The sequence below is a fragment of the Prochlorococcus sp. G4PB16 genome (assembly GCF_059772465.1).
Genome location: NZ_CM186289.1, coordinates 91,156 through 114,338 on the forward strand (window position 1 = coordinate 91,156; position 23,183 = coordinate 114,338).

The window sequence follows — 23,183 nt, forward strand, 5'->3', positions numbered from 1 at the left end:
GTTTTCCACTATAGAAAACTAAAACTCTAGGTTTAGCGAAGGACTTGTGGGATTCGGTAGATATTTTAATAGTAATTTACACTTAGACATTTTAGGTGGATAAACATACTTTATTTGTAGATTCTCCTCGAGGAATCATGATATGAGGTGAGTCTATTCTTGTCTCAGATTTTTGGTAAAGCTTTTCTTTATCTTTGACGTTTCATTGAAAATTTAAGATCCTTATCTCATAAATTTAAAACTTTTAAAAAAAGGAAATGAAGTTTAATCAAATTGAGACTCGTATTGATGAAATGGGAAGTGATGATGCTAAATGTTGTGAAAATGATTTAGACCTAATGTCTATAAGTCTTGAAGCTGAGGTGCCTGAGGCTCTATATGTTGGTATGAAGGATTTTATAAGTGGAAACAATAATTGGGATCAATCAAAGCTTATTAGCTCTGCTATCGCAAATTTTCTTTTTCAAAATGGCTCTGATGATAGGGCGGTTACTGAGAAATATCTAAATGATATTTTTAAGCTTTAAAGTCAATAATCGCCTTTTCGCAGGCTCTTTTAGTTATTGCCATCATTGTTAGGGTTGGGCTTTGCCAAGATGAAGTTGGCCAACAAGCCCCATCAACCACCAAGACGTTGCTGCATTCCCATAGACGATTCCATTTGTCTAAAACGCTTTTTTCCTTATTATTTCCCATTGGCGCTCCTCCTACTTCATGAATGTAATAACCAGGTGGTGGAGCATCGTTTTTAGTCGCAACTGATTTATTTAAAATTTGTTTAGTAAATGGAATATTTAGGATTTCACTCGCTGGAATAATATTTCCATTTCCAGAATTGATAATCAGTTCAATCATTCTGTTCATTTCTGTCACCATTCGTTTTTCGTTTTCACGCCAAACTATTGATATGTGTGGGATAGAAATATCAAATTGATCTGTTTTCCCTGAGAGGGAAACATTATTTTTTTCATTGGGGAGTACTTCTCCGTGCCCGATAAGGAATCCTGTTTTAGTATCTTTATATTTTTTTAAAAAATCAGGTGGTTCGAATCTATCGATTCCTCCCCATATTCCATATCCTCCGACGAAATTATTTTTAGTAGATCGGTTTCTGCCGATTGGGATAAAGAAGCTGCCAGCTCCTGTTAAAAGATGATTATTATTTTCACTTTGATAATCGGTAAGATTCTTATCTATTGGGAAAGTAAAAAACCTACAGGTTGATATATGATCCATTAAGTTCTTTCCCAATGAGTGGGAGGGATCAATTAGACCATTTGAATTATTGCTTTCTTCGGAACTTAATAGAATTCTAATTGTTTGGATTGTTGATGAACATAATATTATTAATTTGCTTTCTAATTCACTTCTCTCTCCATTCTTTTGATTTACTATAACAAGACTTTTCGCAGATTTTCTATCCTTATTTAATACTAATTTCTCTACAATATGATCTGAAAGTATTTCTACTTTACCTAATCTGGTAGCTTCTTTTAATGTGCTGCCTAAACTGCTATATCTTGGCCATTTTGCTTTATCTTTATTTGCCCCAAAGCCTCTAGAATGTATAAAGGGAAGATTTAATTTTTCTTTGATATTGGAGGCGAATCTTGTTTCACTTTCTGTGAATGGAAGTTTGCCAATATATTCACCATTAGGAAGTTTATTGAGGTCGTCTTTGTTGCCATATATATTTAGAAAACTCTCTATATCTGAATAATGTGACTCAAGATCTTTATAATTAATGGGCCATTCAAGGTTATATTCTTTATCTTTTGAAGCTTCAAAATCTTCTTCGGCTAATCTTAAGGTTATTCCTCCCCATGTAAGACTCCTTCCACCAACTTGATTTCCTTGAGTCCACATGAAAGGAGCTTTTGGTGGGTGTGTGTAAGGATTTGCTTTTTTGTTTGCGTAGAGTAAGGGATTTGATTTCCAGAAACCTGGATGTTGAGGTTGATTTTGATAATCTCCAGTTGTTACTCCTATAAGTCTCCGAATCATATTGCAAGGCTCTGTTCCATTGGCCTGCTCGATTTCTAGTTTAGGACCTCTTTCAATTACTAATGTTCTTACGCCTGCCTTTGCCATTGTGAGAGCAGCCATTCCTCCTGTTGCACCAGAACCGATAATTATGACTTCATATGGCTTGTTCATCATTTGTAGGAATTGTATATTTTAAATTAGGATGAACTAGAGAATTATTTCTTTGGTATTTTAAATATATATTAAATCATAGGCTTATCTATTAGTTGGTTAGGAAATTTGATTAATTTATCTATTTTTATTTTTTCAAGTAAAGCTTTAGTATGAAATAATTTTTATTTAATTATTAAGATTAATAGATTTATTTTTTATGATTTTTGAGAGATTATAGTAGTAGTTTCTTTTGCTCTAATATATATTAAATTCAATATTTAATTGATAACCCCTTTTGAATTAAAATATAATCATTGGTAATTATTAGAAAGTGATGTTTAAAAGTCTTCTCTTTTTTGTAAGCTCGTTTCTATTTTTCTTTTATTCTCTGCCAGCTTCTGCTGCCTTGGACTATGGAAAACAAACCTTGATAGGCGCTGATTTCTCTAACACAGATTTGAAAGGTGCGACTTTCTATTTAAGTGATCTCCAAGACGCCGATTTCTCAGGTAGTGATCTTCAAGGAGCTAGTTTTTTTGATGCAAAGCTTGAAAACGCTAACCTAAGTAATACAAATATGAGAGATGTAACAATGGATGCGGCCATACTTAACGGTGCAGACCTTTCAAACAGCGTATTAGAAGGTGCTTTTGCCTATAATGCTAAATTTGAAAACGTTATTATTGAAGGTGCCGACTTTACGGATGTATTAATAGCGAACGATGTTAAAAATAAGCTATGTATTGTCGCAGATGGCGTAAACAGTGTTACTAATAAAAAAACAAGTGAGACATTAGATTGTTAGACAATAGTATGCTTATTAAGAAAAATATTAATCATCCTAAATATATTTTTTGGATTTCAATTTTATTTATATGGATTATATCTACCTTCGTTGATCGGATTTGGTGGAATTTTTATAGTAATACTCCTTCATGGGATCAAGCTGATTATCTGAATAGTGCCCTTGACCACGCGCGCGCACTTTCTTTTTTGGATGGAGATGGAGTTAAAAACTTTAGTTCTTTACTAGATAAATCCCCAAAGATTCCACCTTTGGCCTCAATAATCAATGGATCCTTAATTGCCTTTGTTGGTGATGCCCCTCACGAAGCTGCCTGGTCCTTAAGTGTTTGGAATGGATTTTTGATCTTTAATATCGCGTCATGGGGACTTTATTTGAGAGGAGAAAAATTTTCATTTTTTTGTGTTCTTATTACCGCGTTTTCTCCTTTCTTATTTCATCTAAGAACTGATTATGTATTGGAATTACCTTTGATCTCCTCTATTACATTTTATTTGTTTCATCTAGGAAGGTGGAGTGATAAATCAATAGGAGGTAAATGGATTCAATTGATAATCGCTTCTTTTGGATGTGCTTTTTCCCTATTGATTAAGCAGAGCTCTTTATTAGTTATAATACCTTCTTTGTTATTCACTTTTATTCTTTCTTTTAAAAGAGGTAAAACATTTCGATTACAATTTTTAAGCTTGATTATTGTTAATTTTTTAGCAGTTTTCCCATGGTTTTATCATAATTGGATAATGATATTAAGTGGTACTTACAGAGCTGTTTTTGAATCGGCTGTGATAGAAGGTGATCCATCTGTTTTGCGCTTGAAAAGTATTTTATGGTACTTCCCGTATTTAGATAATCAGTTTGGAAGTATAATTTTTTTCTTTGGCTTTTCTGGAATAATATTTTCCTTTTTAACCTATGTAAGATCTGCTAGAGCTTCATCAAGATTAGTGGATATTTTCAACAAAAATAATTATAAATGGACATGGATTTATTTTAATTTAATAACATGCTGGACTTTTACAACTTTCATTCCAAATAAGGATGAAAGATATATTGCATGTACGATCCCGTTAATTATCTTACTGTTAGCCCTTGGATTCTCTAAGTGGAGTGATTGGCTAGATACTTATTTTAAATTCAAATTTTATGGTTTATTTTTGATTCCTCCTGTAAGCTTTTTATTTTCAAATTCTATTAGTAAGTTTAACACTTTGGAAAATATTTCAAGTAGATATTATCCTGTTAAAGACATAATATCGATCGTTAAATCGGATCAGTCATTTGATGAAAAGGAGACAATTATTGTTGTTCCCAGCACTCCTGATGTTAATCAGCATAATGTAAGTTATTTTGGGAGAATGGAAGGTGGAAATATTCTAGGTAGACAACTTGGGCAATCTCTTTTGCATATAGAACCTGTTCTTAAATATTCTAATTGGCTCGTTTTGGCTGAGGGAGATCAAGGGTCTGTTTCAAGTAATTCAATAGCTCTAGATAAAGCTGTTAGAGAAAGTTCCTTTTTCATAAAAGTTCGAGAATTTCCTAGAGAAAAAGAAGGAAGCTATTCTTTGTGGAAGCGAAAGTCAGGTTTGCTTAATCAAAATGAATTTCATAATAGATTTGTGGAACTAGCAAATGGAATGGAGCAAGGTCCAGTAGGCATTAAATTTATTTTTGATGAAATAGAAATAAAACATATGCTTGATGGGCATTTCAAATATCAAAGTATAGTTAGAGATAAGGCATTATCCAAAATAAGTTCAGACCCAGAAAATGTTGAATCTTTATGGTCTCTATCGCTTCTGGAGATATTGTCGAATAGACCTTTAGAAGCAGAAATTTATCTAAGAAATTTAGAAATTTTGTTGCCGAATAATCCATGGCCCAGTGCTTATAGAGCTATCGTTACATTTGCATCTTGGAACCCTTGGAAGGCATCCTTAATAGCAGATAGAGCTCATAAGAGAAATCCAAATTACTTTCTAAAAAGTTTGGGTGATACTAGTGCACTCTTTGGAGGAGCTTTTTGGCGCTTGAAGTCTGCTTCAAATAGTGTTCCGAATGCGATTGAAATTATTGATGAAGCTTTAAAAGCAATAGAAAAGTAGAAGATTATGAAAAGAATCTCAATCTCGAACTGACAATTCAGAGTTGGTCTCTTTCAAATGTTTTTGTTATTTCTTTCAGAAACTCAACTATTTGGATATTTGTATAACCAAGCTCAGTTCTAAGCCCTTTGCATGAAGAAGTAATCTCTTTCCAAATGTCAGCTCTTATAATTGCTTCTCTGTCTTTTAAGTAACGCTCTTCTTTCATTTTGATTTAATTATGAAATGTATGGGTTTCTAAGCTTTTTAAGAAAATCAACCTAGTAAATCTTACAGATTTACTAGGTTGCCACGATTAGTATCAGATCAGTATCTTAAAAATCTAAAAAAACCTATTTTTGAATTACCTTAACGAAAAAATAAAAAAAGCATGAGAAATATGGCAATCTTTTAGGTATTAAATATTTGATTTACTTATCTTGGTGGCCGGAAAAAATAAATCATTTTTACGTTTTTCTTATCAAATCACTTAATATTTCGGCTTATTTATTATGTAGAAAGTGCAAGAGTATAATTAAAGATCTCAAAATCCCTTGCTCAGGATAAGGAGTGGGGGGTTCGCCCCCCCCCACTGATGTAGTTGATCCATGCTGATTTTCAAAACTATCGACATTTGCTTCATGACATTGCATCTCAGCTTCATTTTGAAGAGTAAATGCCGAGGCTTGACAGAAATAGATTAGTAATTTTTTGAAGAAAAGTTTTTGTTGCCAGCTAAAAAAAATTTTTTCGTTTGACTTTCGGTCAACTTTTTAATTATAGATAATAAATAATGAGATTAAAAATATAATTAAATAGAACTAGCATCTCCATATAAAAACGGAGAGTGGGGGATTCGAACCCCCGATGGAGTTGCCCCCATGCTAGTTTTCAAGACTAGAGCCATAAACCACTCGACCAACTCTCCACTAATGATTTTACATCATTAGCTTAGGATTTTTTCAAGTTAATTTTAAAAAAGTCTGATAAGGCTATATATAAACCTTCTCAAAATTGATTAGCGCCTCTACTCCAGCAAAATCAAAGAAAAAGTCTAAATTTGGACTTGTTTAGTTTTAAGTCTGATTTTGATTGATCCATATGCTCACTAATAAGCCATAAGCTAAGGCTCAACTATTGTCAGAAGAAAGAGATGCGATTAACTTTTAATACATAAAAATTTCCAAAAATATGCAATGCTTTTGTTTCTTGTATGTCTTTGATGACCTCTAACTTTTATATCGTTCATCACGAATTTAGAGCTGGTACTTCATCTAAGTGGTGGGAAACTGCCTATTCCGCAATGGCACCTGGAGGTGGATGGGATGAGGCAGTTGAAGCAAACAAAGAAAAAGGTTTTTACAACCACTCTGCTAATGCTGTTACTTCCGATGGACCTGTTTACTGTATTTGGGAAACTAAGGAGAACATTACTTTAGAAGAATTTCAGGAGTTCATTGATGGTCCGACAGGGCCTGGATTTGGTCTAAACGCATTAATGAATATCTGCAAACCAATAGACACATCATTAATGAACGGACAAACTCCATACCCAAGAGTCTTCTTTTAAAACAGTTAAAATAAAGATGGTTGACGACCGATTTCTATTGGAACGAGAAGGGCTGACTTCTGTCAGCTTTTTTGTGGCAAGGCTTCATGAACGTGAGTGTTCGCTTTTTGAAAGTAGGCCTTCTTGTAAAAAAAAATAAAAATCAGCTTTTGAGTATTAAAAATTAAAAAATATAATGCAATGAAAAAATTATTTGAAGCCAATTATATCAAATAATCTTATTATTGATTTAATTGCAATTAGTGCTATTTTTTAGGTCTTGAGATATTAACTACTCGACCAACTCTAAGGCTATGACTTAACCTCATTTGCTACAGATATCTTAAAAAAAATTCTAAAGTCACAATTTTTTCACTTTTGCTATCAATTCATTTTTAAAGGGGGATACTTTTAAACCTTAAAAAATTTCAGAACCTATAGATTCTCTGTATGTATAAAATTCAATGAGATTATTTGTGCAATAATTTCAGACATTGGTAAATCACATTCATGGCAAGCAACAAGAGTCCGCAATCTCGTTTCCTTGGAGACCTTCCAATGGAGGGTGGTATTAGTCAAAAAGAGAAATACCGTTATGTAGCTCACTTGATGTTTTTTATTGGATGCGCACTGTTTTCCTTCGGGATTTGGGCTCTTTCAGGCTTTACTGCTTCAAGTGGTGCAACAGGACCATTCCCTTTTTAAATTGAGATCAACATTCAATTGATTTTGGATTAATAGACCTAAAATAAAAAATTACTGAACCGACAACTTATTAATAGTATTTTCTCTATCTTCAATAAGAGTTAAGAGCCACTTAGATCCTAAAGCTCTGGAAATGCTTCTGTTTTTTAGTAGTTCACAAATTCTTTTATAAAGTTTGTCTGATTCAATGTTGGAATTGAACCATTTTTCAAATTTCAGAATTTCATCTGGGTTTTTACAAGCTCTCAATTGATCAATAAGTGCATCATTAGCACTTGCGCCACTTATCTTTAATGGTTTATTTATCGTAGTCATTGAAATTAATGAACACAAGACCTATTTAATAATTAGCCAAATTTTCCAATTTGGACAATTATCTTTAAACCTTTTTGAAAAAGTAAACTATTTTTTAGTTCAGTAACTTCTTGAGGATGGTATTAATAACCTCACTCAAGATTGAATGACTTCTCTTAAGATGGTTTGGCAAGTGGTAGTAAGCATTTATCTGAATCGCAACCTGCTGGACCTGCTTCAGTAAGCTCGCCTTGATCATATCGATTAAGAGCATCAAAAAAATCACAATAATCTCTTCTTTTTATGACCTCTGATTGCAGTTTTGTATAGCATTCTTCGTCAATAGGTTCAAAAGGAAGTCTAGGGAAGGTTGCATTTGCATCAAACCTTGCTAGCAAGGCAGCAGAAATATAACCTTTATTTTCATTGATTGAGTTATGTAGAGCTTTAGCTAAACCCTCTATCTCGTCTTCTCTGAATTCAATTGTTGCAGAGGTGTTATGGTCTGTGTAGTTTGTTTGAACTTGCATATAAAAATCAAATTGTGCAAGAGCTGAGAAGTTGTTTATATCTATTTCATCCGCTCCAGGTATGTTTGCCCAACTCACCTCAGTAGGTATTTCAACTAGCCACTCAGTACATTTTGGATCAAATGGATTGTCTAGTAATTTTCCATTTTCATCTTTATCTGACTGAGAAGGAACGATTGTGTATCCATAATCCATGCAAGCTAATGCGACTGGATCGTTTTTCCTAAAAGTAATTCTTCTAATAAAACGCTGAGCTTTTGGAGGATGCCAACCTGGTGAGGCTCCTGTTAGAAGACTTTTTGTACCCGCAGGTTGAACTGTTGTACAACGACTTGGACGGCGAATATTATGTCTGTCACAATAATCAAATACGGTATCGTTGACGATCTTTCTCCAATGACTCAAAAAAGTAGCCTCTTTATTTTTAAAATCCTTTCCTTCTTTTGTCTCAGGTCGTCCAGATTCCCACCATTTTAACCATGGAGTCCCAAAGGCATGAACAAAAAAGTCAAAAAGTCCTGTGAAGCTAACGCCAACAATGGGATCCCATTCACGACTTTTTCTGTAGCGCTCTACTTCGAATCGATGATTAAGGAGGCAAGCAACTGACAAGGCTGCTGCTTTGAAAGCATCTTCTTGTTGGTTTATGTCTAATGGATCAATTTGATTAAGATGGATTTCTGCAAGATTACAGTGAAAATCTGAACCTAGAATTTCTCCGCAAGGATTAAGACCATACCTACTAAGTCTGTGAAAAAGTTCTTTATCATCAAATGGACCGTAATTTGATTGAATCCATTCGGATGCTTCTTCTTTCCCTTGGTCACAATAAATATCTATAAATTCATTCCTGAGTTCTACTGTTGAAAGTATGTCAGCATTTGATCGAGCAATTGCTTCTGGCGCAAATTGAATAGCTCCCTCTCCTGAATGAAATTGTTTAGTGACGGCATCAACAAGAACTTCTAATTCAGGTTTAGTGTGGTAAACACGAGTATGGTTGGCCATTCTTAAAGCATCCTTCTCTGGGTCAATACTCCAATTACCATCTGAGTCTTGCTTCCATAAATTTTCTTTGGCACCAGCCGCTTCTAAATCTTGGGCAGAAAATTGGCGCATACCTGCACTCCTTCTGATATTGCCTGCAACGATTGTGACAGCTGCTTCGTCGATTAGTAGACAACATTCAATTGAAGTTAGTTTCCTTCCTACGGCTTTGTTTAAAAGATTTGCTACTCGAGGATATAAATCTTTGAGTTTTACAGGGTTCGCCATGCCTCCAAAACCTTTAAGTGATTCGCCTGCTGGCCTTACATCTTTTAAATCAATGGATACATTAATAACTTTAGAATTGAAATTATTGTCACTGCTTAGTTCAAGGATTTTTTGATAGCTATCAACCCATCCACGTCTACTATCCCCAACTTTTATGAGTACATTATTTTCTTGAATAGAGAATGTGGTCTTTTCATTTCTTTCTTCAGAAGGGGTTAAACCAATATCAGAAACATTTTCTATGTTAATTGTATTTGTAACCTCTGGTAATTGGTCAATCAAGTGAGGTTCAATTATTGCACCCGTTCCACAACCCATCATGGCTAAGTCCATCATAAGTCCAAAGGCTTGCCAATCAACAAGATTTGTTGAGGTGCAATTGTAGGCCCCAGAAAAATTCTTCTCTTTCTCAATCCAATCTGTTCCGCCTATCCAAAGCCATCGACCTGAGGGAAGAGCTTTTTTCTCTTGTTGCATTCTTTGCATTAAATTTATTTCTGCTTCATTTAATCCCCCAAGCTTTTTTAGACCATCTAGGTTCCTTGTATTAACTTGTTCCCAGCTTTCACGACCTGCTGAAAGTTTTCTACTATAGGTTCTGTAAAAAACAGGATTGGCTGCAGGTGCAGTTATTGGAAAATCAGTTGTAACATTTTTTTTACCCGATGCTGCATTATTGGTTTCGGACCGGCTTGTTGCGATTGTCAAAATCTTTGTATCCCGTTGGTAAGTACTACGGTAACGCCATGTATAGCGTTAGCAAGTTTTTTTAACACCATCTACAGGGCTCCAAAGAAAAAAACAAATTTTTTCTTTTAGTAATGAAGAGAACACCTGAACCTGAACTTATGCAAATCCCTTCGCAGGTAAGGGCTTATGCGGATGCTGATTTCTCTAGGAGTGATTCTATGGTTGTTAAAGCGCTCGAAAAATATTTAAAAAAAGTAGGAAGAACTCTTAATAAAAGTGATTTAATTTTTGATATGGCATGTGGTCCAGGAAATATTGCAGAGAGAATTGCAAAGAATTGGCCTTTTGTAAATGTTGTAGGAATTGATGGTTCAAAGGAAATGTTGAATGAGGCAGAAAACAAACTTTCCGAAAATCTTACGAAGAATCTCTCTTATGAATTGTTTGACATTAATTCGATAGCCTCAAGTGAAATACATTTTCCTTTTAAAGCTGATGTCCTAGTCAGTAATAGTGCCTTGCATCATTTTCACGATCCTTATAATTTCTGGGGTGCATTGAAAAAACTTGGTAAAGCAAAGTGTATTCATATTCATCGTGATTTAATAAGGCCTACGTCTGCAGAAAAAGCATTTGAAATTAAAGAAAAACATCTTTCAAATTCTCCAGAAATCCTGAAAAAGGATTTTTATGCATCTCTCAAAGCATCATTTACAGTTGAGGAAGTATCTCAACAGCTTGACGATGCAGGGTTATCTCAATTAGAGGTTTTTCAAGTTGATGAGCTTTATTTTGAGATTATTGGGTGTCTTTAATCTTTTCCCTGAACAATTGAACAACCAAAAACAATAATGAAATCAATTCCCCAAGACAAGACTAATTTAGATCCAAATTTAGAAGAAGAATTTACCTTATCTTTAAGTAAGGAGGTTGGTAAAAGAAGAAATTTTGCGATTATTTCTCACCCTGATGCAGGGAAAACCACTTTGACAGAAAAACTTTTACTTTATGGCGGAGCTATTCAACAAGCAGGAGCTGTTAAAGCAAGAGGTGAACAGAGAAAGGTTACTTCTGACTGGATGGAGCTTGAAAAACAGAGAGGCATATCAATCACATCAACTGTTTTACAATTTGCCTATAAAGATAAGACCATTAATTTATTAGATACCCCTGGTCATCAAGATTTCTCAGAAGATACATATAGGACACTCGCTGCTGCTGATAATGCTGTAATGCTAGAGGATGCAGCGAAAGGACTTGAACCTCAAACAAGAAAGCTTTTTGAGGTTTGCAGAATGCGTCAAATACCAATTTTTACATTCATCAACAAGATGGATAGGCCAGGTCAAGAACCGCTGGAATTATTAGATGAGATTGAGTCTGAATTAGGATTATCAACCTTTGCAGTCAATTGGCCAATAGGAAGTGGTGAACTTTTTAGAGGTGTTGTTGAACGTGCAACCAGAGAAGTTGTTTTGTTTTCTAGAGCGGAACGAGGGAAGCAATCAAGTGAAATACGGTTAAAAATTAATGATCCTGAACTTAAAAATTTAGTAGAAGAGGAACTATTAACAAAAGCACTTGAAGAAATTGAGATCTTGGATGAGGCTGGTTGTGAATTAAATCAAGAATTAATCTTATCTGGCGAATTAACTCCTGTGTTTTTTGGATCTGCAATGACTAACTTCGGGGTTAGGCCATTTTTAGATAGTTTTCTTGAGCTATCTCAGGGACCGGTTGCTCGAAATAGCTTTGATGGCCCAATCGTTCCTACAAGAGAATCATTTAGTGGATTTGTTTTTAAATTGCAAGCAAATATGGATCCAAAACATAGAGATAGAGTTGCCTTCGTGCGTGTATGTAGTGGGAGGTTTAAAAAAGATATGACAGTTCAACATGCTAGGACTGGCAAACAAATCAGACTCTCTAGGCCGCAAAAGATTTTTGGCCAAGATAGAGCTGTTGTTGATGATGCTTACCCTGGTGATGTTATTGGTTTAAATAATCCAGGGATGTTTTCTATTGGAGATACCTTATATATTGGTCCGAGAGTTGAATTCGAGGGGATTCCATGTTTTAGCCCCGAGATTTTTAGTTGGTTAAGAAATCCAAATCCCTCAGCTTTTAAGAATTTTAGGAAAGGGGTTAATGAATTAAGAGAGGAGGGAGCTGTCCAAATTCTTTACGATAAAGATCAAAGCAAAAGAGATCCAATTTTGGCTGCAGTTGGTCAGCTTCAGCTTGAGGTAGTACAACATCGACTTGCTAGTGAATATGGTGTGGAAACTAGGCTTGAACCGATGGGTTATCAAGTCGCCAGGTGGGTAAAAGGTGGATGGTCCTCTTTAGAGGAGGTTGGAAGAATTTTTAATTGTAAAACTGTTCAGGATGCTTGGCTTAGACCAGTACTGCTTTTTAAAAATGAATGGAATCTAAATCAGTTAAAGGAAGAACATCCTGAGATTGAATTAAACTCAGTTGCTCCAGTTGTCAGTGGTGTTGATCCTGTTTCCCTCTGAAGTAGATTAATATCTAATACCAAAGATATTTCATAAACCATTTTCTGATAAATCTATGGATCCTGGTACTAATTCACAATCAAATTCGAACTCGCAAGATCCATATTTAATGCTTGGAATCAATGAGGGTGCAAGTTTTGACGCTATTAAAGAAGCTAGGGACAAAAGGTTAACAGAAGCAGGAGATGACCAAATTACTAAAGCAAAAATAGAAGCTGCTTATGATTCTTTGCTAATGGTAAGTCTCAAGTCAAGACAGCTTGGTAATGCAAGTAATGAGGCAATAAATGCATCAAAGAAAGAAAATGAAGCTAAGAAAGTTGGTGAGATGGAACCTGGTTCGCTTCTCACTAGGTTGAGGAATTTAAATTTTCCTAACTCCCAAGCATCAAAATCTAATATTTTATCAAGATTAGAGCTGCCCTCTGGGCAAGAATTAAATATACGAATTTCTCTTGGAATATTGGCTTTTTTACTTGTTTTAATTGTGCCTTCTGAAAGTGTTGAATTAATACTTTCATTCTCAACAATAGGCTTATTCGTCAGCCAGTCTCGAAGAGGTAGGCCTTTCTTTTCCTCTATCCTCTGGTGCATTCTTCTTCTCAGCGTTGGACTTTTATCTGGAGCGCTACTTTTAGGTGGTGCTCAATCAATTATTGATAATGCTGGATCATTGTCTTCAGACAAATTTGAGGCGATACCTGCAGTAATTTTGATTTGGTTAGGAGTAATTTTTCTTGATTAAATCTTTACTTTAATCTATTAAAGATTTTAACTTTTCCTTATTAACAATATAAACATTCTTGCAGAATTGGCATGTTAATTCTGCTTTACCCTCTTCCTCTATCATTTCCTTAAGTTCATTCTTTCCAAGTATCTTTAATGCTGATAGGCTTCTTTCTCTTGAGCATCTACATTTAAAACGAACTTTTTGAGATGTGCTAATAATATCTGAAGGTGATTGATCAAGATCAGGGAAAATTTCTTCGATAAGAGAAATAAGATTATTCCCTTTTTTGATTAACAACTCACTAAAAGAGCTAATCTCTTTACATCGATCTTCAAGTAAGGCTATTAATGAATAGTCTCGTTCTGCTTTAGGTAATATTTGTGCTAACAGCCCTCCACTACAAACTATTCCATTATGATTAATTATTTCTCCAACGAACACAGCTGATGGTGTTTGTTCAGAATGTAATAAATAAGATGCTATATCTTCGCCTATTCCTCCATTAATTAATTCAACTGTACTGTTGTGTGGCTCGCCTTTTCCATCATCTCTAATAACGTGAAGATAGCCAATACCTGTAGCTTTTTTAAAATCAAATGTATAATTTTTGTTTTTGTTTTTTATAAGGTCTAATTCAAGACTTGGATTACCAACGTATCCCCTCACACTTCCATCTCGACCCGCATCAATAGTTAATCCTTTTAGTGGGCCGTTTGAGCTTATTCTCAAAGTCACCCTTCCATGATTTACCTTCATTGAGCTTGCAAGCAAGAGGCTTGCACTCATGGCTCTGCCTACAATTGCAGAAGTTAAATATGAAAGTGAATGTCTTTTTTTTGCTTCTTTGGTTGTTTCAGTTGTTGATACTGCAACCAACCTTATTCCTCCTTTAGCAGCAGTCGCTCTAACTAGTGAATCTTTCATTGATTAGTTGGATTGTTTGAGTTAGTGATAAGTCGACCATCGTTCAACTCATAACTGTCGGTATTAAAACTTTTAAAAAGTTCCGGTTCATGAGTAACTATTAGAATCGTTTGCTTGTCTTTAAGCTTTGTGAGCAATTTTATGATTCCTTTCCTCACTGACCAATCTAAACCTGCTGTTGGCTCGTCCAATAAAAGTACTTTTGGTCTCCTTAGTAGTTGAACTGCAATAGCTAATCGTCGTTGTTGGCCTCCACTGAGAGATTCTGGCGGCTTCTTTAAATCTAAGTCGATTAATCCCACTTTTGTGAGAGTTGAAATTTGTTCTTCAGTCGTTAACTTCTTGTGTCCAAGACGTAATTCTTGAGCTATCGATAATCCAAGAAAATATCTTTCTGGAAATTGAAAAACTAAACCACATAACCACCTGCGCTGACGAGCATTTAAAGTTTGGTTGAACCATGAGATCTCTCCTTTTTGATATCCTGATAGACCGCTAATGACTTCTACCAATGTAGTTTTTCCACTTCCACTGGGGCCTCTAATTATTGTGATTTTTCCAGTTTTAGATTTTAAAGACAAATTTCTAAGGATTGGCTTCTCCGCTGTTGAGGGATGATAATAAATATTTTTTAAACTAAGCATTCTTTTTCATTAAGGCTTTGATCAACTAAATAAAGATTTTTTTATTTTCTTTAATCAATTTACATTAGATTATGTTTGATATCTTTTAGTTTTTCTTTTTCAAGATCTATTGTTTATGGAAGTTCGATTTCGTGAAGTTGATCCTTTCAATTGTTGGATCTGGCTTAGATATTCAGATATACCTACTAAAGGGGTAAAGGAATACATTGATGGTATTTTTGATTCTTGGTATGTCCTCGGCAGACTTGGGGGATTTAATTCTGAAAATCTGCAAACGCATGAAATGGGTTCTGATGTTAGTTGGATGAATTATGAAAATGACGAGAGCTCATCTAGTCTTCCATCATTAATGCACAATCTAGGAGAATTTGAGTTTAATGAGTGTTGGGCAAGATGCTGGGTGGATTTAGGTACTTCTGATCTGATAGCAATTGATATTTTGATAAATGTACTAAAACAAATGGATGTTGATGTAGTGAAAATAGAAGAATTAATTATCGGAGGAGTAAATCAAGATTGGCCAGTAGAAGAACATCCAGATGCAATTTTTTCTTCAACAGAGTAATTTTCTATGGCTGAAAAAAGAAGATTATTTATAAAACTAAATCGATTAAGTGATGAGATCGATTCAAAAGGAGAGTTGATATTGACCTCTGAAGAATCACATTATTTATCTAGGGTTATGAGGATGAGATCGGGAGATCTTTTAGAAGTTATTGATGGAAAAGGTCATCTTTGGAATGCCAAAATTCTTGAAAAAAAAACCATAAAACTTATCGATGGTTTTAATAAACCTCTCCAAGAAGTTTCTAGAGAGAGACCACTTTTATGCATTGCTGTAGTTATACCTAAAAAAGGGTTTGAAAATTTTTTGCAAATGAGTTGTGAGATAGGAGTTGATATAATTCAACCATTAATTTCAAAGCGATCAGTAGTTAAAGAATGCAATAACGAGAAAATTGTTAGATACCATAAAATTATCCATGAAGCAGTTGAGCAATCTGAAAGACTTTGGAGTCCAGAAGTAATGCAGGTATTGACATTCTCAAATTGGATAAATAATTTACCTCCCGAGGCTCAAATTGGCTTCGCCACAACACGCATTGAAGATTTGAAAGATTGTGTGAACTGGTTAAAAGAAACAACACATAAAGTCAATCAAGTTTGGGTGGTAATTGGCCCAGAGGGGGGCTGGAATAAATATGAAGAGGAATTAGCTTTTGACGCTGGCTTGGTTGGGGTGTCTATGGGAGAAACTATTTTGAGGACATCAACAGCTGCTGTAAGTGCCTGTCAGCTAATGACTGCGTGGAGAAGGCTTAAATCATCTTTTTAAGATTAAATGTTGCTGATCATGAAAACGTTTATTGTTCAAGGACATTCATGCTAATTAGAGACCATGAATAACTTCCAGTTAGCTAGTAGCGGTATTTGGCTTAATGCTTTTTTGATTAATTTTTTGTTGATATTTTTGGGACATAGACTTCCGTTTTTAACTAAAAAAGGTTGGATTCATGCTGGAATACTTGGAACACTTTTATTAGGATCTATTGGTTGGAATGGTTGGATATCAGTTTGTGTATATCTCTTGTTGGGAACTTTAGTTACAAAAATTGGATATAAAAATAAGGCTTCTCGAGGGATTGCTGAATCCAGAGGTGGTAAACGTGGCCCTGAAAATGTATGGGGGTCTGCAGCAACAGGTTGCTCACTCGCCTTATTAAGTTGTCTTTGGCCAAATTTCTTAACTTTATTCATGGTAGGTTTTGCGTCTAGTTTCAGCGCAAAACTTTCCGATACTTTTTCAAGTGAAATTGGTAAAAGATTTGGTAAAAGGACTTTTCTAATTACGACTTTAAAGCCAGTATCACCAGGAACAGAGGGGGCAGTAAGCATCGAAGGTTCGATGGCTGGGTTGCTAGGAAGTTTTATCATGACAATGTTTATGCTTAATCTATCGATCATTTCTGGACTATCTGTTGCTTTTATAGTCTTCTTCTCAAGTTATTTAGCAACTTTTTTGGAAAGTTATATTGGAGCAGTAGTTCAAAATAAGATTGATTGGATGACTAATGAATTAGTTAATTCTATCCAGACATCTATAGCCGCTATTATTTCTATCTTTTTATATTTGAAGTTTGTTTGAAATATTTATTTTAAATCAGCCCAATTCTTCAGTGCTGGCCATTCGCTAATTTGGTCATAAATCCATTTATGACCCTTAGTATTTAGATGTATTCCATCTGATGAAAGAAATTCTTTAAATGATAATAGGTTGATCATTTTCTCATGGATAGATAAAAATGGGACATTTAATTCTAGGCAAGTTTCTTCAATTTTTTTTTCATATTTAGAACAAGCTTGATTTGAATACCAAAGACATTCTGCAAAAGGCATTGAATCTTCATTAACAGGGGTTAGTCCTAGAACCATTACAGAAACTTCATTCTTAATCTCGTTTACTAATTGTTTTAATCCAAATTTAAAAGCATCTTCGGATAATTGGGGCCTGCCATCTTCTCTTCCTATTCTGGCAGTATCATTTAATCCAATAGATAGCAAAAGACCTTCTGGAACTTTTCTCCTTAGCTCACCTCTGGTTTCCCATTCACTCTTATATCTTTTTGCAACTTTCTCTAATCCATCTCCTCTTACTCCAAGGGGGTAAATGATAGGCCCCCCCTCTAAATTCAACCATTTTTGTCTTAATCTTTCAGACCATCCCCCTCCCTCTAGATCTCCCCATCCGTAAACCCCACTATCTCCAATTATGATTAATTTTTTCTGATAGTTATTCATAAGTCGATATGTTGAATAAAATAACTAACTAATTAAATTGTTGGTTGAATTCTTTAACCAATAATTTTGAGAAGTGTTAAATAGAAATTCTCCTGACATTGTTAATACAGAGAAAGTAGCAGTTATTACTATTACTTGAGCCCAATCGAATGAGCTTAGTGATTCCTGTAATTCCCACCCTAATCCTACTCCTCCAGCTGCACCTATAATTGCTGTTTCCTTTAGGATTACGTCACTTCTATATGCTCCATAAGCTAAGTAACTATTACTTTGGGGGGCTAAAATTCCATAAAGTGTTGCTGCTTTCTTGTTTGAACCATTGCTTTTGATTGCTTGATAAATATTTTTTTCTTGATTTAGTATATTATCTGTAAGCAGTCTTCCCATGACACCCATATGTGTAATTCCTAGTGATAAAGCGGCTACAGATATATTTGGAGTAGTAAAAAGTAGAATAAGTATAGTGGTCAATGGAGGAGGTATCAATCTAAAGAAGATCCAAATAATATTTTGAACTTTTAGAGACAATTTACTTGGGAATAATACTAGTAAAAGTGGAGGTGTCCCTATTGCAATCCCAGACGCAAAAAAAGTTATTAAAATTGTTGTAATGATTAGTTTAAGCAGAGGTAAGTTATTAAATCCATTTCTTATCTCTACGAATGAAGGTAAATTTAAATACGAAAAGCTTAATGGAGTAAATATCTCAAAATTTAGATTATAAAGCCAATTAATACCTAATGATAGAGATAGTGAAAATATTGAGATTGAAATTAAGAAAGAATTCTTCAAAATAATATTTTCAGATATATAACTTCTTAAAAATCTTATAAATTTCTCTAGTAAAATTATTACTAACCAAAGCATCCATAAACAAGTCCACATTTCATTAAACTCAAAGGATTTTAAGGTTAAATATAGTTCTGTCCCTATACCTCCTAATCCAAATATTCCAAGTAATGTTACACCTCTAACTGCACATTCAAATCTGTAACTTCCATATGTAGATACGATAGGTATTAACTTTGGTAGTAGAATAGTTATAAATGAGATCATAAAATTAGATCCAGTTTTCTTAATTGCTATTAGAGGTTGTATGTCTAAACTATCTAGTTGCTCTGAAATTACTCTTGCTGTTAAGGCTGAATAGGGAATGACTATAGATATAATTGCTACCCAAATATTCAAACCTAAAATTTGTATAAATAGCAAGCCCCAAACTACTTCATGTATTGATCTTGGAATTGCTAATGAGTATTTTATGAATTTACCTAAATAAGAAAATTTAGGAATACTTTTCCAAAATAAATCTGTAGATAGTACCCCTAAAAGAATTCCAATAAGCATACTGAAAACCCAGCTAGTTAAAGCAGTAGCAATTGTTATTTGAAGTCCTTCCCATGCGCTTTTAACTACTTCTTGATTGAATGATGGTTTTATTGCTGAGCTTATGAATAGAAATATGATATTTAGACCCCCTATATGAAACCCTTTGATGATTTCTATTAGTATGGGAATATAGGCTATTGATGGGATTAATGTTAATAAAGTTGATACTGGTTTTATTAATTTCATTATGAATTAAAATAGCCAATCAAACTCTGATTGATTAATATTATGAATTTCTCTATCTATTACAATCTCTCCATCTTTTAACCCAATAACTCTATTGAAATTATTTATTAAATTTATTTGATGAAGACTTATAAGTATGGTCTCAGGGATTTTAATTCTAAGATAATTTTTTTGATTAATAAATAAATTTAAGATATTTTTTGATAATAGAGGGTCTAAATTTGAGAAAGGTTCGTCTCCAAGAAGAATCTCTGGTTCTTGTCTTAAAAGACGCGCAATTGCTATTCTTTTTTTTTGCCCACCAGAAAGTTTATTTATATAGGAATAAATAGTTTCTTTAGGCAAAGAGACTGCTGCTAGGCACTCTTGGCATAAACCTTTATCTAAGACTCCTAGGAGATTTTTTAAGGCCCATATAAAATTGTGTTTACCTAGTACACCACAGTTTATATTCTGTGCAACATTTAGCTCCTCTATCAAGTATAAATCCTGCCATATAGTTCCTATTTTTGACGACTCAATATTTGAGATATTTTTAATTTTAGAACCTTTCCATATTACATCCCCTTCGTTTGGGATTAGCGATCCATTCGCGATCGAGATTAATGTACTTTTGCCAGAGCCACTCTTCCCAATAAGTGCTATTTTCTCACCTTGATTTATAGTAAAATTAATATCTTTTAATCTAATACTTTCTTTACTTCTATGGCTTATATTCTTTAATTCTAGTAACTTAGTCACTTAATCTTTCCAATTTTTCTAGCTATGTTTTCTATGTTATTATAATTCTCGCTTTTTGATATTATAAATTTCTTTGCGCTAAATAATTCGAGAATTTGTTTTTGTTTTTTTGACTTTTCATTGAAACCTAAAAGTACATTTGTAAGCTCTTTCGTAAAATCTCTTTTGAACTTTTTATCTAGGTTCCTTTGAGCAAGCCAATGATAATTATTATAAGAGGGAGTCTTCCAAATTACAAAGACTTTTGAGGGGTCCACGCGTCCTCTCTCAAGATTTCTCTTCCACACTTCTTCGCTAAGAGCACCTGCCTCATATGAACCACTTTGCACAAGCATTAATGTTGCATCGTGGCTACCACTAAAGCCAGGTCTTGCACCTTTGAAATCTTTAAGTTCAACACCTGCTTTGTTTAAAAAATGTTGTGGCATCAATCTTCCTGATGTTGAACTTTCAGAGCCAAAAGTAAAACGCTTTCCTTTTAGTGTCTTTAAGTCATTTATGTTATTTATTTTTTTGATTGAACTTTTCTTGTTTGCAATAAAAATACTATGGAATTTTTCATCAATATCTCTTTGTGCTATCACCTTGGATCCTTTGCTTTGAAGTCTTGCTTGTACGCCCGTTAAAGCACCGAACCATACTAAATCTAAATTCCCGGTCCTAAAAGCTGTTACAGCTGCAGCATAATTAGTAACTGGTTTATATCGGACTGGAACATTGAGCTGCTCGCTTAATTCAGAGGATAATACTTTATATAGACGATTCAGGTGCTCTGGGTTTTGATCTGGTATCGCCCCAATGCGAAGTATTTCCTCTGCTTTTAATGAACCAATATTAGATAAATTAAATATTGATAAAAGAGCAATAGTTATTTTTGTGAACTTGATTGCTCTTGGTCCTTGATTCATTTTTTTTAATTTAAAAATTATTTAATAGTTTCTCTAATCTATCAACTCCATCGTTGATCATTTCATTTGAAGATGCATATGAGATTCTTATGCATTTGTCATCTCCGAAAGCAATCCCTGGAACTATAGCTAGGCCAACCTTTTCTAGCGCTAATTTACAGAAACTTATTGAATCGATATCCTCTAGATTAATTTCTGGGAAAACATAGAAAGCTCCAGTAGGAGGGACAAAAGAAATATTTTTTATTTTTTTTAGTCTTTCTGTTATCAATAACCTCCTTTTGTTATAAATTTCTGCCATTTCATGAACGCAATCTTTTGAGCCCTGAAGTGCAGCAATAGCTCCTTTTTGAGCAAAACTACATACATTGCTTGTACTTTGACTTTGTAAAGCAATGGCTTTCTCTATTACCTCTTTATTTCCTGTTAGGTATCCAATCCTCCAGCCAGTCATTGCCCAAGCCTTGGCAAATCCATTGACTGTGAAAATTCTATTTTTTAAATCTGGTGATATTTTTGCGAAACTGTGATGAACTTGATTTGGAGAAATAAGAAATTCATAGATTTCATCACTCATTAAAAAAATTCTTGGATGTCTTCTTAAAAACTCAGAAATAATATTCATTTCTTGCTCGGTTAAAACGCAGCCTGTTGGATTACTTGGAGAGTTAATAATTAATAACCTTGTTTTTTCAGTTACGTTTTCTTCTAGAGAATTGATATCTATTTTGAAATTATCTTTAGTTGAAGATTTAATTTTAATTGGCTTGGCACCAGCTAAAAGAGCTATCTCTGGGTAACTAAGCCAATATGGAGCAGGTATAAGGACTTCATCTCCAGGATTAAGTACTACTTGAAATAAATTGTATATTGCTTGTTTCCCTCCATTTGTTACCAAAACATTGTCAGTTTTTGTGGGAACTTTATTAATATCTGTTTGCTTTTGGGCAATTGCTTCTCTTAATTCTGGATCTCCAGCAGCAGGTCCATAACGAGTTTTTCCATCTTTTAATGCTTTTAGAGTGGCATCGATAATAAATTCTGGGGTATCGAAATCAGGTTCTCCAGCGCTTAAACTACAAATGTTTTTTCCTTCAGCTTTTAGAGCCTTAGCTTTTGCGCTAATCTCAAGAGTTAGAGAAGGTTTTATTGAGAGAGCTCTTTTAGATATCTGTGATTTTTCAGTCATCTTCGAAGCATAACTTCAAAATGTTTTTCTTAGATTCACTTTTAGAGTGAATTCATATAACCATAAATTTACTACTTAATCAGTTACTTGCATGCCTTTGATGAATATAAACTTTGTAATTGCTTCTAAAAACCCTAAAGAATTATCAGAATTTTATGCCAAAATCAACTCTGATAAGGCAAATAAAGGTTTTAATAATGCTCATTATTTTATTTCATTAGGTAATCGATCCAAAATACATTTTTATAAACCTAATAAAAATCACGAATGGCAAAGGAAAGGAAATTCAACCTCATTGTGTTTTCAAAGTGATCCTTGCGAAGATCCATCAAAAATCTTAGAGGGTTGGACATCTGAGATTTTAAAAATTGGAGGTAGTGCAATGGGGATTCCAAAATTGGCAAACTTTGGATCTGAGCAATGGATGCTAGACCCAGAAGGTAATAAATTTTTAATTTTGGTGCCCGATCTTTTAAAAGGATCAGATAAGGAAGCTTTGATGTGACAAAAAAAATCACTTCTGATAAAGATGTTTATAAAGTTTCTGATTTAAGCAATGCCATAAAAAAGATCGTTGTATCAAGGGGTAATCCTTACGCTAAATTAATGATTATTGGCGAGGCTCCAGGAGCTAAGGAGGAGGAGATAGGAGAGCCTTTTGTAGGAAGGTCTGGAAAATTACTTGATGAATTGCTTCAAAAAGTTGGGATTGATATCAACCAAGATGTTTATTTTTGCAACGTGGTCAAATGTAGACCGCCCCAAAATAGACGTCCAACAAAGGCTGAAATCCAAGAAAATCTTCCTTGGTTGTATCAACAAATCAAACTTGTAAATCCAGAAATTATAGTTCTTGTTGGTGCTACAGCTTTAGAAGCAATTTTAAAAAATAAGTCACCTATAAGCGTTCTAAGGGGTAAATGGATTAATTGGAATGGAAGACTTATTATGCCTATTTTTCATCCAGCTTATTTACTTAGAAATCAATCAAAAGAGAAAGGGACTCCAATGTGTTTAACCAAATCGGATTTTTTAAAAATCAAGGAAAAAATTGATACTTTAAAATAGCCCTCAAATATGTCA

24 protein-coding genes and 1 tRNA gene are annotated in these 23,183 nt (G+C 34.1%); 13 read left to right on the forward strand and 12 right to left on the reverse strand.

The genetic code is table 11. From position 1 onward, the window contains the following. The first annotated feature begins 257 nt into the window (after positions 1-257). Complete coding sequence (locus tag AC6EIZ_RS00445; protein WP_498511430.1) at positions 258-527, forward strand: DUF2811 domain-containing protein; 270 nt, start codon at positions 258-260, stop codon at positions 525-527. Here AC6EIZ_RS00445 and AC6EIZ_RS00450 read toward each other — a convergent pair. After that, the gene (locus tag AC6EIZ_RS00450; protein WP_498511432.1) at positions 517-2,160 is read right to left on the reverse strand and encodes a GMC oxidoreductase; all 1,644 of its coding nucleotides are present in this window, start codon (positions 2,158-2,160) and stop codon (positions 517-519) included. The genes AC6EIZ_RS00445 and AC6EIZ_RS00450 overlap by 11 nt on opposite strands. A gap of 313 nt (positions 2,161-2,473) precedes the next feature. Here AC6EIZ_RS00450 and AC6EIZ_RS00455 point away from each other — a divergent pair, with 313 nt between their 5' ends. Together AC6EIZ_RS00455 and AC6EIZ_RS00460 are read left to right on the forward strand one after the other, a co-directional pair. Then, on the forward strand, positions 2,474-2,944 hold the full coding sequence (locus AC6EIZ_RS00455; protein WP_498511433.1) for a pentapeptide repeat-containing protein: 471 nt from the start codon (positions 2,474-2,476) through the stop codon (positions 2,942-2,944). Positions 2,945-2,952: 8 nt separating this feature from the next. Continuing rightward, positions 2,953-5,049, forward strand: a complete 2,097-nt coding sequence (locus AC6EIZ_RS00460) for an ArnT family glycosyltransferase (protein WP_498511435.1) — start codon at positions 2,953-2,955, stop codon at positions 5,047-5,049. Between the two features lie 37 nt (positions 5,050-5,086). Here the strand turns inward: AC6EIZ_RS00460 and AC6EIZ_RS00465 are convergent, their stop codons facing one another. Together AC6EIZ_RS00465 and AC6EIZ_RS00470 are read right to left on the reverse strand one after the other, a co-directional pair. Continuing rightward, complete coding sequence (locus AC6EIZ_RS00465) at positions 5,087-5,257, reverse strand: hypothetical protein (protein WP_498511436.1); 171 nt, start codon at positions 5,255-5,257, stop codon at positions 5,087-5,089. Between the two features lie 612 nt (positions 5,258-5,869). Beyond that, a tRNA-Ser gene (locus tag AC6EIZ_RS00470) sits at positions 5,870-5,956 on the reverse strand. 294 nt (positions 5,957-6,250) lie between these two features. On the opposite strand from AC6EIZ_RS00470, the gene AC6EIZ_RS00475 reads away from it, so the two are divergent. Together AC6EIZ_RS00475 and AC6EIZ_RS00480 are read left to right on the forward strand one after the other, a co-directional pair. Beyond that, a complete protein-coding gene (locus AC6EIZ_RS00475; protein WP_498511438.1) occupies positions 6,251-6,598 on the forward strand; it encodes a hypothetical protein in 348 nt (115 codons plus the stop codon). A gap of 489 nt (positions 6,599-7,087) precedes the next feature. Continuing rightward, entirely contained in the window at positions 7,088-7,282 is a 195-nt protein-coding gene (locus tag AC6EIZ_RS00480) for a hypothetical protein (RefSeq protein ID WP_038652013.1), read from the forward strand. 51 nt (positions 7,283-7,333) lie between these two features. On the opposite strand, the gene AC6EIZ_RS00485 is transcribed toward AC6EIZ_RS00480, so the two are convergent. Both AC6EIZ_RS00485 and nrdJ read right to left on the reverse strand, forming a co-directional pair. Beyond that, a complete protein-coding gene (locus AC6EIZ_RS00485; protein WP_498511440.1) occupies positions 7,334-7,597 on the reverse strand; it encodes an RNA recognition motif-containing protein in 264 nt (87 codons plus the stop codon). A gap of 155 nt (positions 7,598-7,752) precedes the next feature. Next, positions 7,753-10,089: a ribonucleoside-triphosphate reductase, adenosylcobalamin-dependent gene (gene nrdJ, locus AC6EIZ_RS00490; RefSeq protein ID WP_498511441.1), complete on the reverse strand. Its 2,337-nt coding sequence runs from the start codon at positions 10,087-10,089 to the stop codon at positions 7,753-7,755. A gap of 113 nt (positions 10,090-10,202) precedes the next feature. On the opposite strand from nrdJ, the gene AC6EIZ_RS00495 reads away from it, so the two are divergent. The 3 genes from AC6EIZ_RS00495 to AC6EIZ_RS00505 are packed head-to-tail and all read left to right on the forward strand — an operon-like array spanning position 10,203 to position 13,335. Then, on the forward strand, positions 10,203-10,886 hold the full coding sequence (locus AC6EIZ_RS00495) for a class I SAM-dependent methyltransferase (RefSeq protein WP_498511442.1): 684 nt from the start codon (positions 10,203-10,205) through the stop codon (positions 10,884-10,886). A 36-nt stretch (positions 10,887-10,922) separates the two neighbouring features. After that, the gene (locus tag AC6EIZ_RS00500; RefSeq protein WP_498511444.1) at positions 10,923-12,590 is read left to right on the forward strand and encodes a peptide chain release factor 3; all 1,668 of its coding nucleotides are present in this window, start codon (positions 10,923-10,925) and stop codon (positions 12,588-12,590) included. Between the two features lie 55 nt (positions 12,591-12,645). Next, the gene (locus tag AC6EIZ_RS00505; protein ID WP_498511446.1) at positions 12,646-13,335 is read left to right on the forward strand and encodes a CPP1-like family protein; all 690 of its coding nucleotides are present in this window, start codon (positions 12,646-12,648) and stop codon (positions 13,333-13,335) included. 9 nt (positions 13,336-13,344) lie between these two features. On the opposite strand, the gene hslO is transcribed toward AC6EIZ_RS00505, so the two are convergent. Both hslO and AC6EIZ_RS00515 read right to left on the reverse strand, forming a co-directional pair. Continuing rightward, positions 13,345-14,244, reverse strand: coding sequence for an Hsp33 family molecular chaperone HslO (hslO, locus tag AC6EIZ_RS00510; RefSeq protein ID WP_498511447.1), 900 nt, complete (start codon positions 14,242-14,244; stop codon positions 13,345-13,347). Then, positions 14,241-14,888, reverse strand: coding sequence for an ABC transporter ATP-binding protein (locus AC6EIZ_RS00515; RefSeq protein WP_498511449.1), 648 nt, complete (start codon positions 14,886-14,888; stop codon positions 14,241-14,243). The genes hslO and AC6EIZ_RS00515 overlap by 4 nt, the downstream gene beginning before the upstream one ends. Positions 14,889-15,003: 115 nt before the next feature. Here AC6EIZ_RS00515 and AC6EIZ_RS00520 point away from each other — a divergent pair, with 115 nt between their 5' ends. The 3 genes from AC6EIZ_RS00520 to AC6EIZ_RS00530 all read left to right on the forward strand — a co-directional run bounded on the left by AC6EIZ_RS00520 (position 15,004) and on the right by AC6EIZ_RS00530 (position 17,034). Then, entirely contained in the window at positions 15,004-15,453 is a 450-nt protein-coding gene (locus AC6EIZ_RS00520) for a DUF3531 family protein (RefSeq protein WP_498511450.1), read from the forward strand. Positions 15,454-15,459: 6 nt separating this feature from the next. Further along, on the forward strand, positions 15,460-16,224 hold the full coding sequence (locus AC6EIZ_RS00525; RefSeq protein WP_498511452.1) for a 16S rRNA (uracil(1498)-N(3))-methyltransferase: 765 nt from the start codon (positions 15,460-15,462) through the stop codon (positions 16,222-16,224). Positions 16,225-16,287: 63 nt separating this feature from the next. Beyond that, positions 16,288-17,034 (forward strand): TIGR00297 family protein, encoded by a 747-nt coding sequence (locus AC6EIZ_RS00530; RefSeq protein WP_498511454.1) that lies wholly within the window; start codon positions 16,288-16,290, stop codon positions 17,032-17,034. Positions 17,035-17,039: 5 nt separating this feature from the next. On the opposite strand, the gene AC6EIZ_RS00535 is transcribed toward AC6EIZ_RS00530, so the two are convergent. The 5 genes from AC6EIZ_RS00535 to AC6EIZ_RS00555 are packed head-to-tail and all read right to left on the reverse strand — an operon-like array spanning position 17,040 to position 22,100. Further along, positions 17,040-17,687 carry a GDSL-type esterase/lipase family protein gene (locus AC6EIZ_RS00535; protein WP_498511456.1) on the reverse strand — a complete coding sequence of 216 codons (648 nt, stop codon included), beginning with the start codon at positions 17,685-17,687 and terminating at the stop codon, positions 17,040-17,042. Between the two features lie 24 nt (positions 17,688-17,711). Further along, positions 17,712-19,262, reverse strand: coding sequence for a PhnE/PtxC family ABC transporter permease (locus AC6EIZ_RS00540; RefSeq protein WP_498511458.1), 1,551 nt, complete (start codon positions 19,260-19,262; stop codon positions 17,712-17,714). A gap of 6 nt (positions 19,263-19,268) precedes the next feature. Next, positions 19,269-20,003, reverse strand: coding sequence for an ATP-binding cassette domain-containing protein (locus AC6EIZ_RS00545; protein WP_498511459.1), 735 nt, complete (start codon positions 20,001-20,003; stop codon positions 19,269-19,271). After that, positions 20,000-20,911 carry a putative selenate ABC transporter substrate-binding protein gene (locus tag AC6EIZ_RS00550; RefSeq protein WP_498511461.1) on the reverse strand — a complete coding sequence of 304 codons (912 nt, stop codon included), beginning with the start codon at positions 20,909-20,911 and terminating at the stop codon, positions 20,000-20,002. The genes AC6EIZ_RS00545 and AC6EIZ_RS00550 overlap by 4 nt, the downstream gene beginning before the upstream one ends. Positions 20,912-20,921: 10 nt before the next feature. Continuing rightward, entirely contained in the window at positions 20,922-22,100 is a 1,179-nt protein-coding gene (locus AC6EIZ_RS00555; RefSeq protein ID WP_498511463.1) for a pyridoxal phosphate-dependent aminotransferase, read from the reverse strand. A gap of 100 nt (positions 22,101-22,200) precedes the next feature. Here AC6EIZ_RS00555 and AC6EIZ_RS00560 point away from each other — a divergent pair, with 100 nt between their 5' ends. Both AC6EIZ_RS00560 and AC6EIZ_RS00565 read left to right on the forward strand, forming a co-directional pair. Beyond that, positions 22,201-22,605 (forward strand): VOC family protein, encoded by a 405-nt coding sequence (locus tag AC6EIZ_RS00560; protein WP_498511465.1) that lies wholly within the window; start codon positions 22,201-22,203, stop codon positions 22,603-22,605. Continuing rightward, a complete protein-coding gene (locus AC6EIZ_RS00565; RefSeq protein ID WP_498511466.1) occupies positions 22,602-23,168 on the forward strand; it encodes a uracil-DNA glycosylase in 567 nt (188 codons plus the stop codon). Before AC6EIZ_RS00560 ends, AC6EIZ_RS00565 begins: the two co-directional genes overlap by 4 nt. Positions 23,169-23,183: the final 15 nt, after the last annotated feature.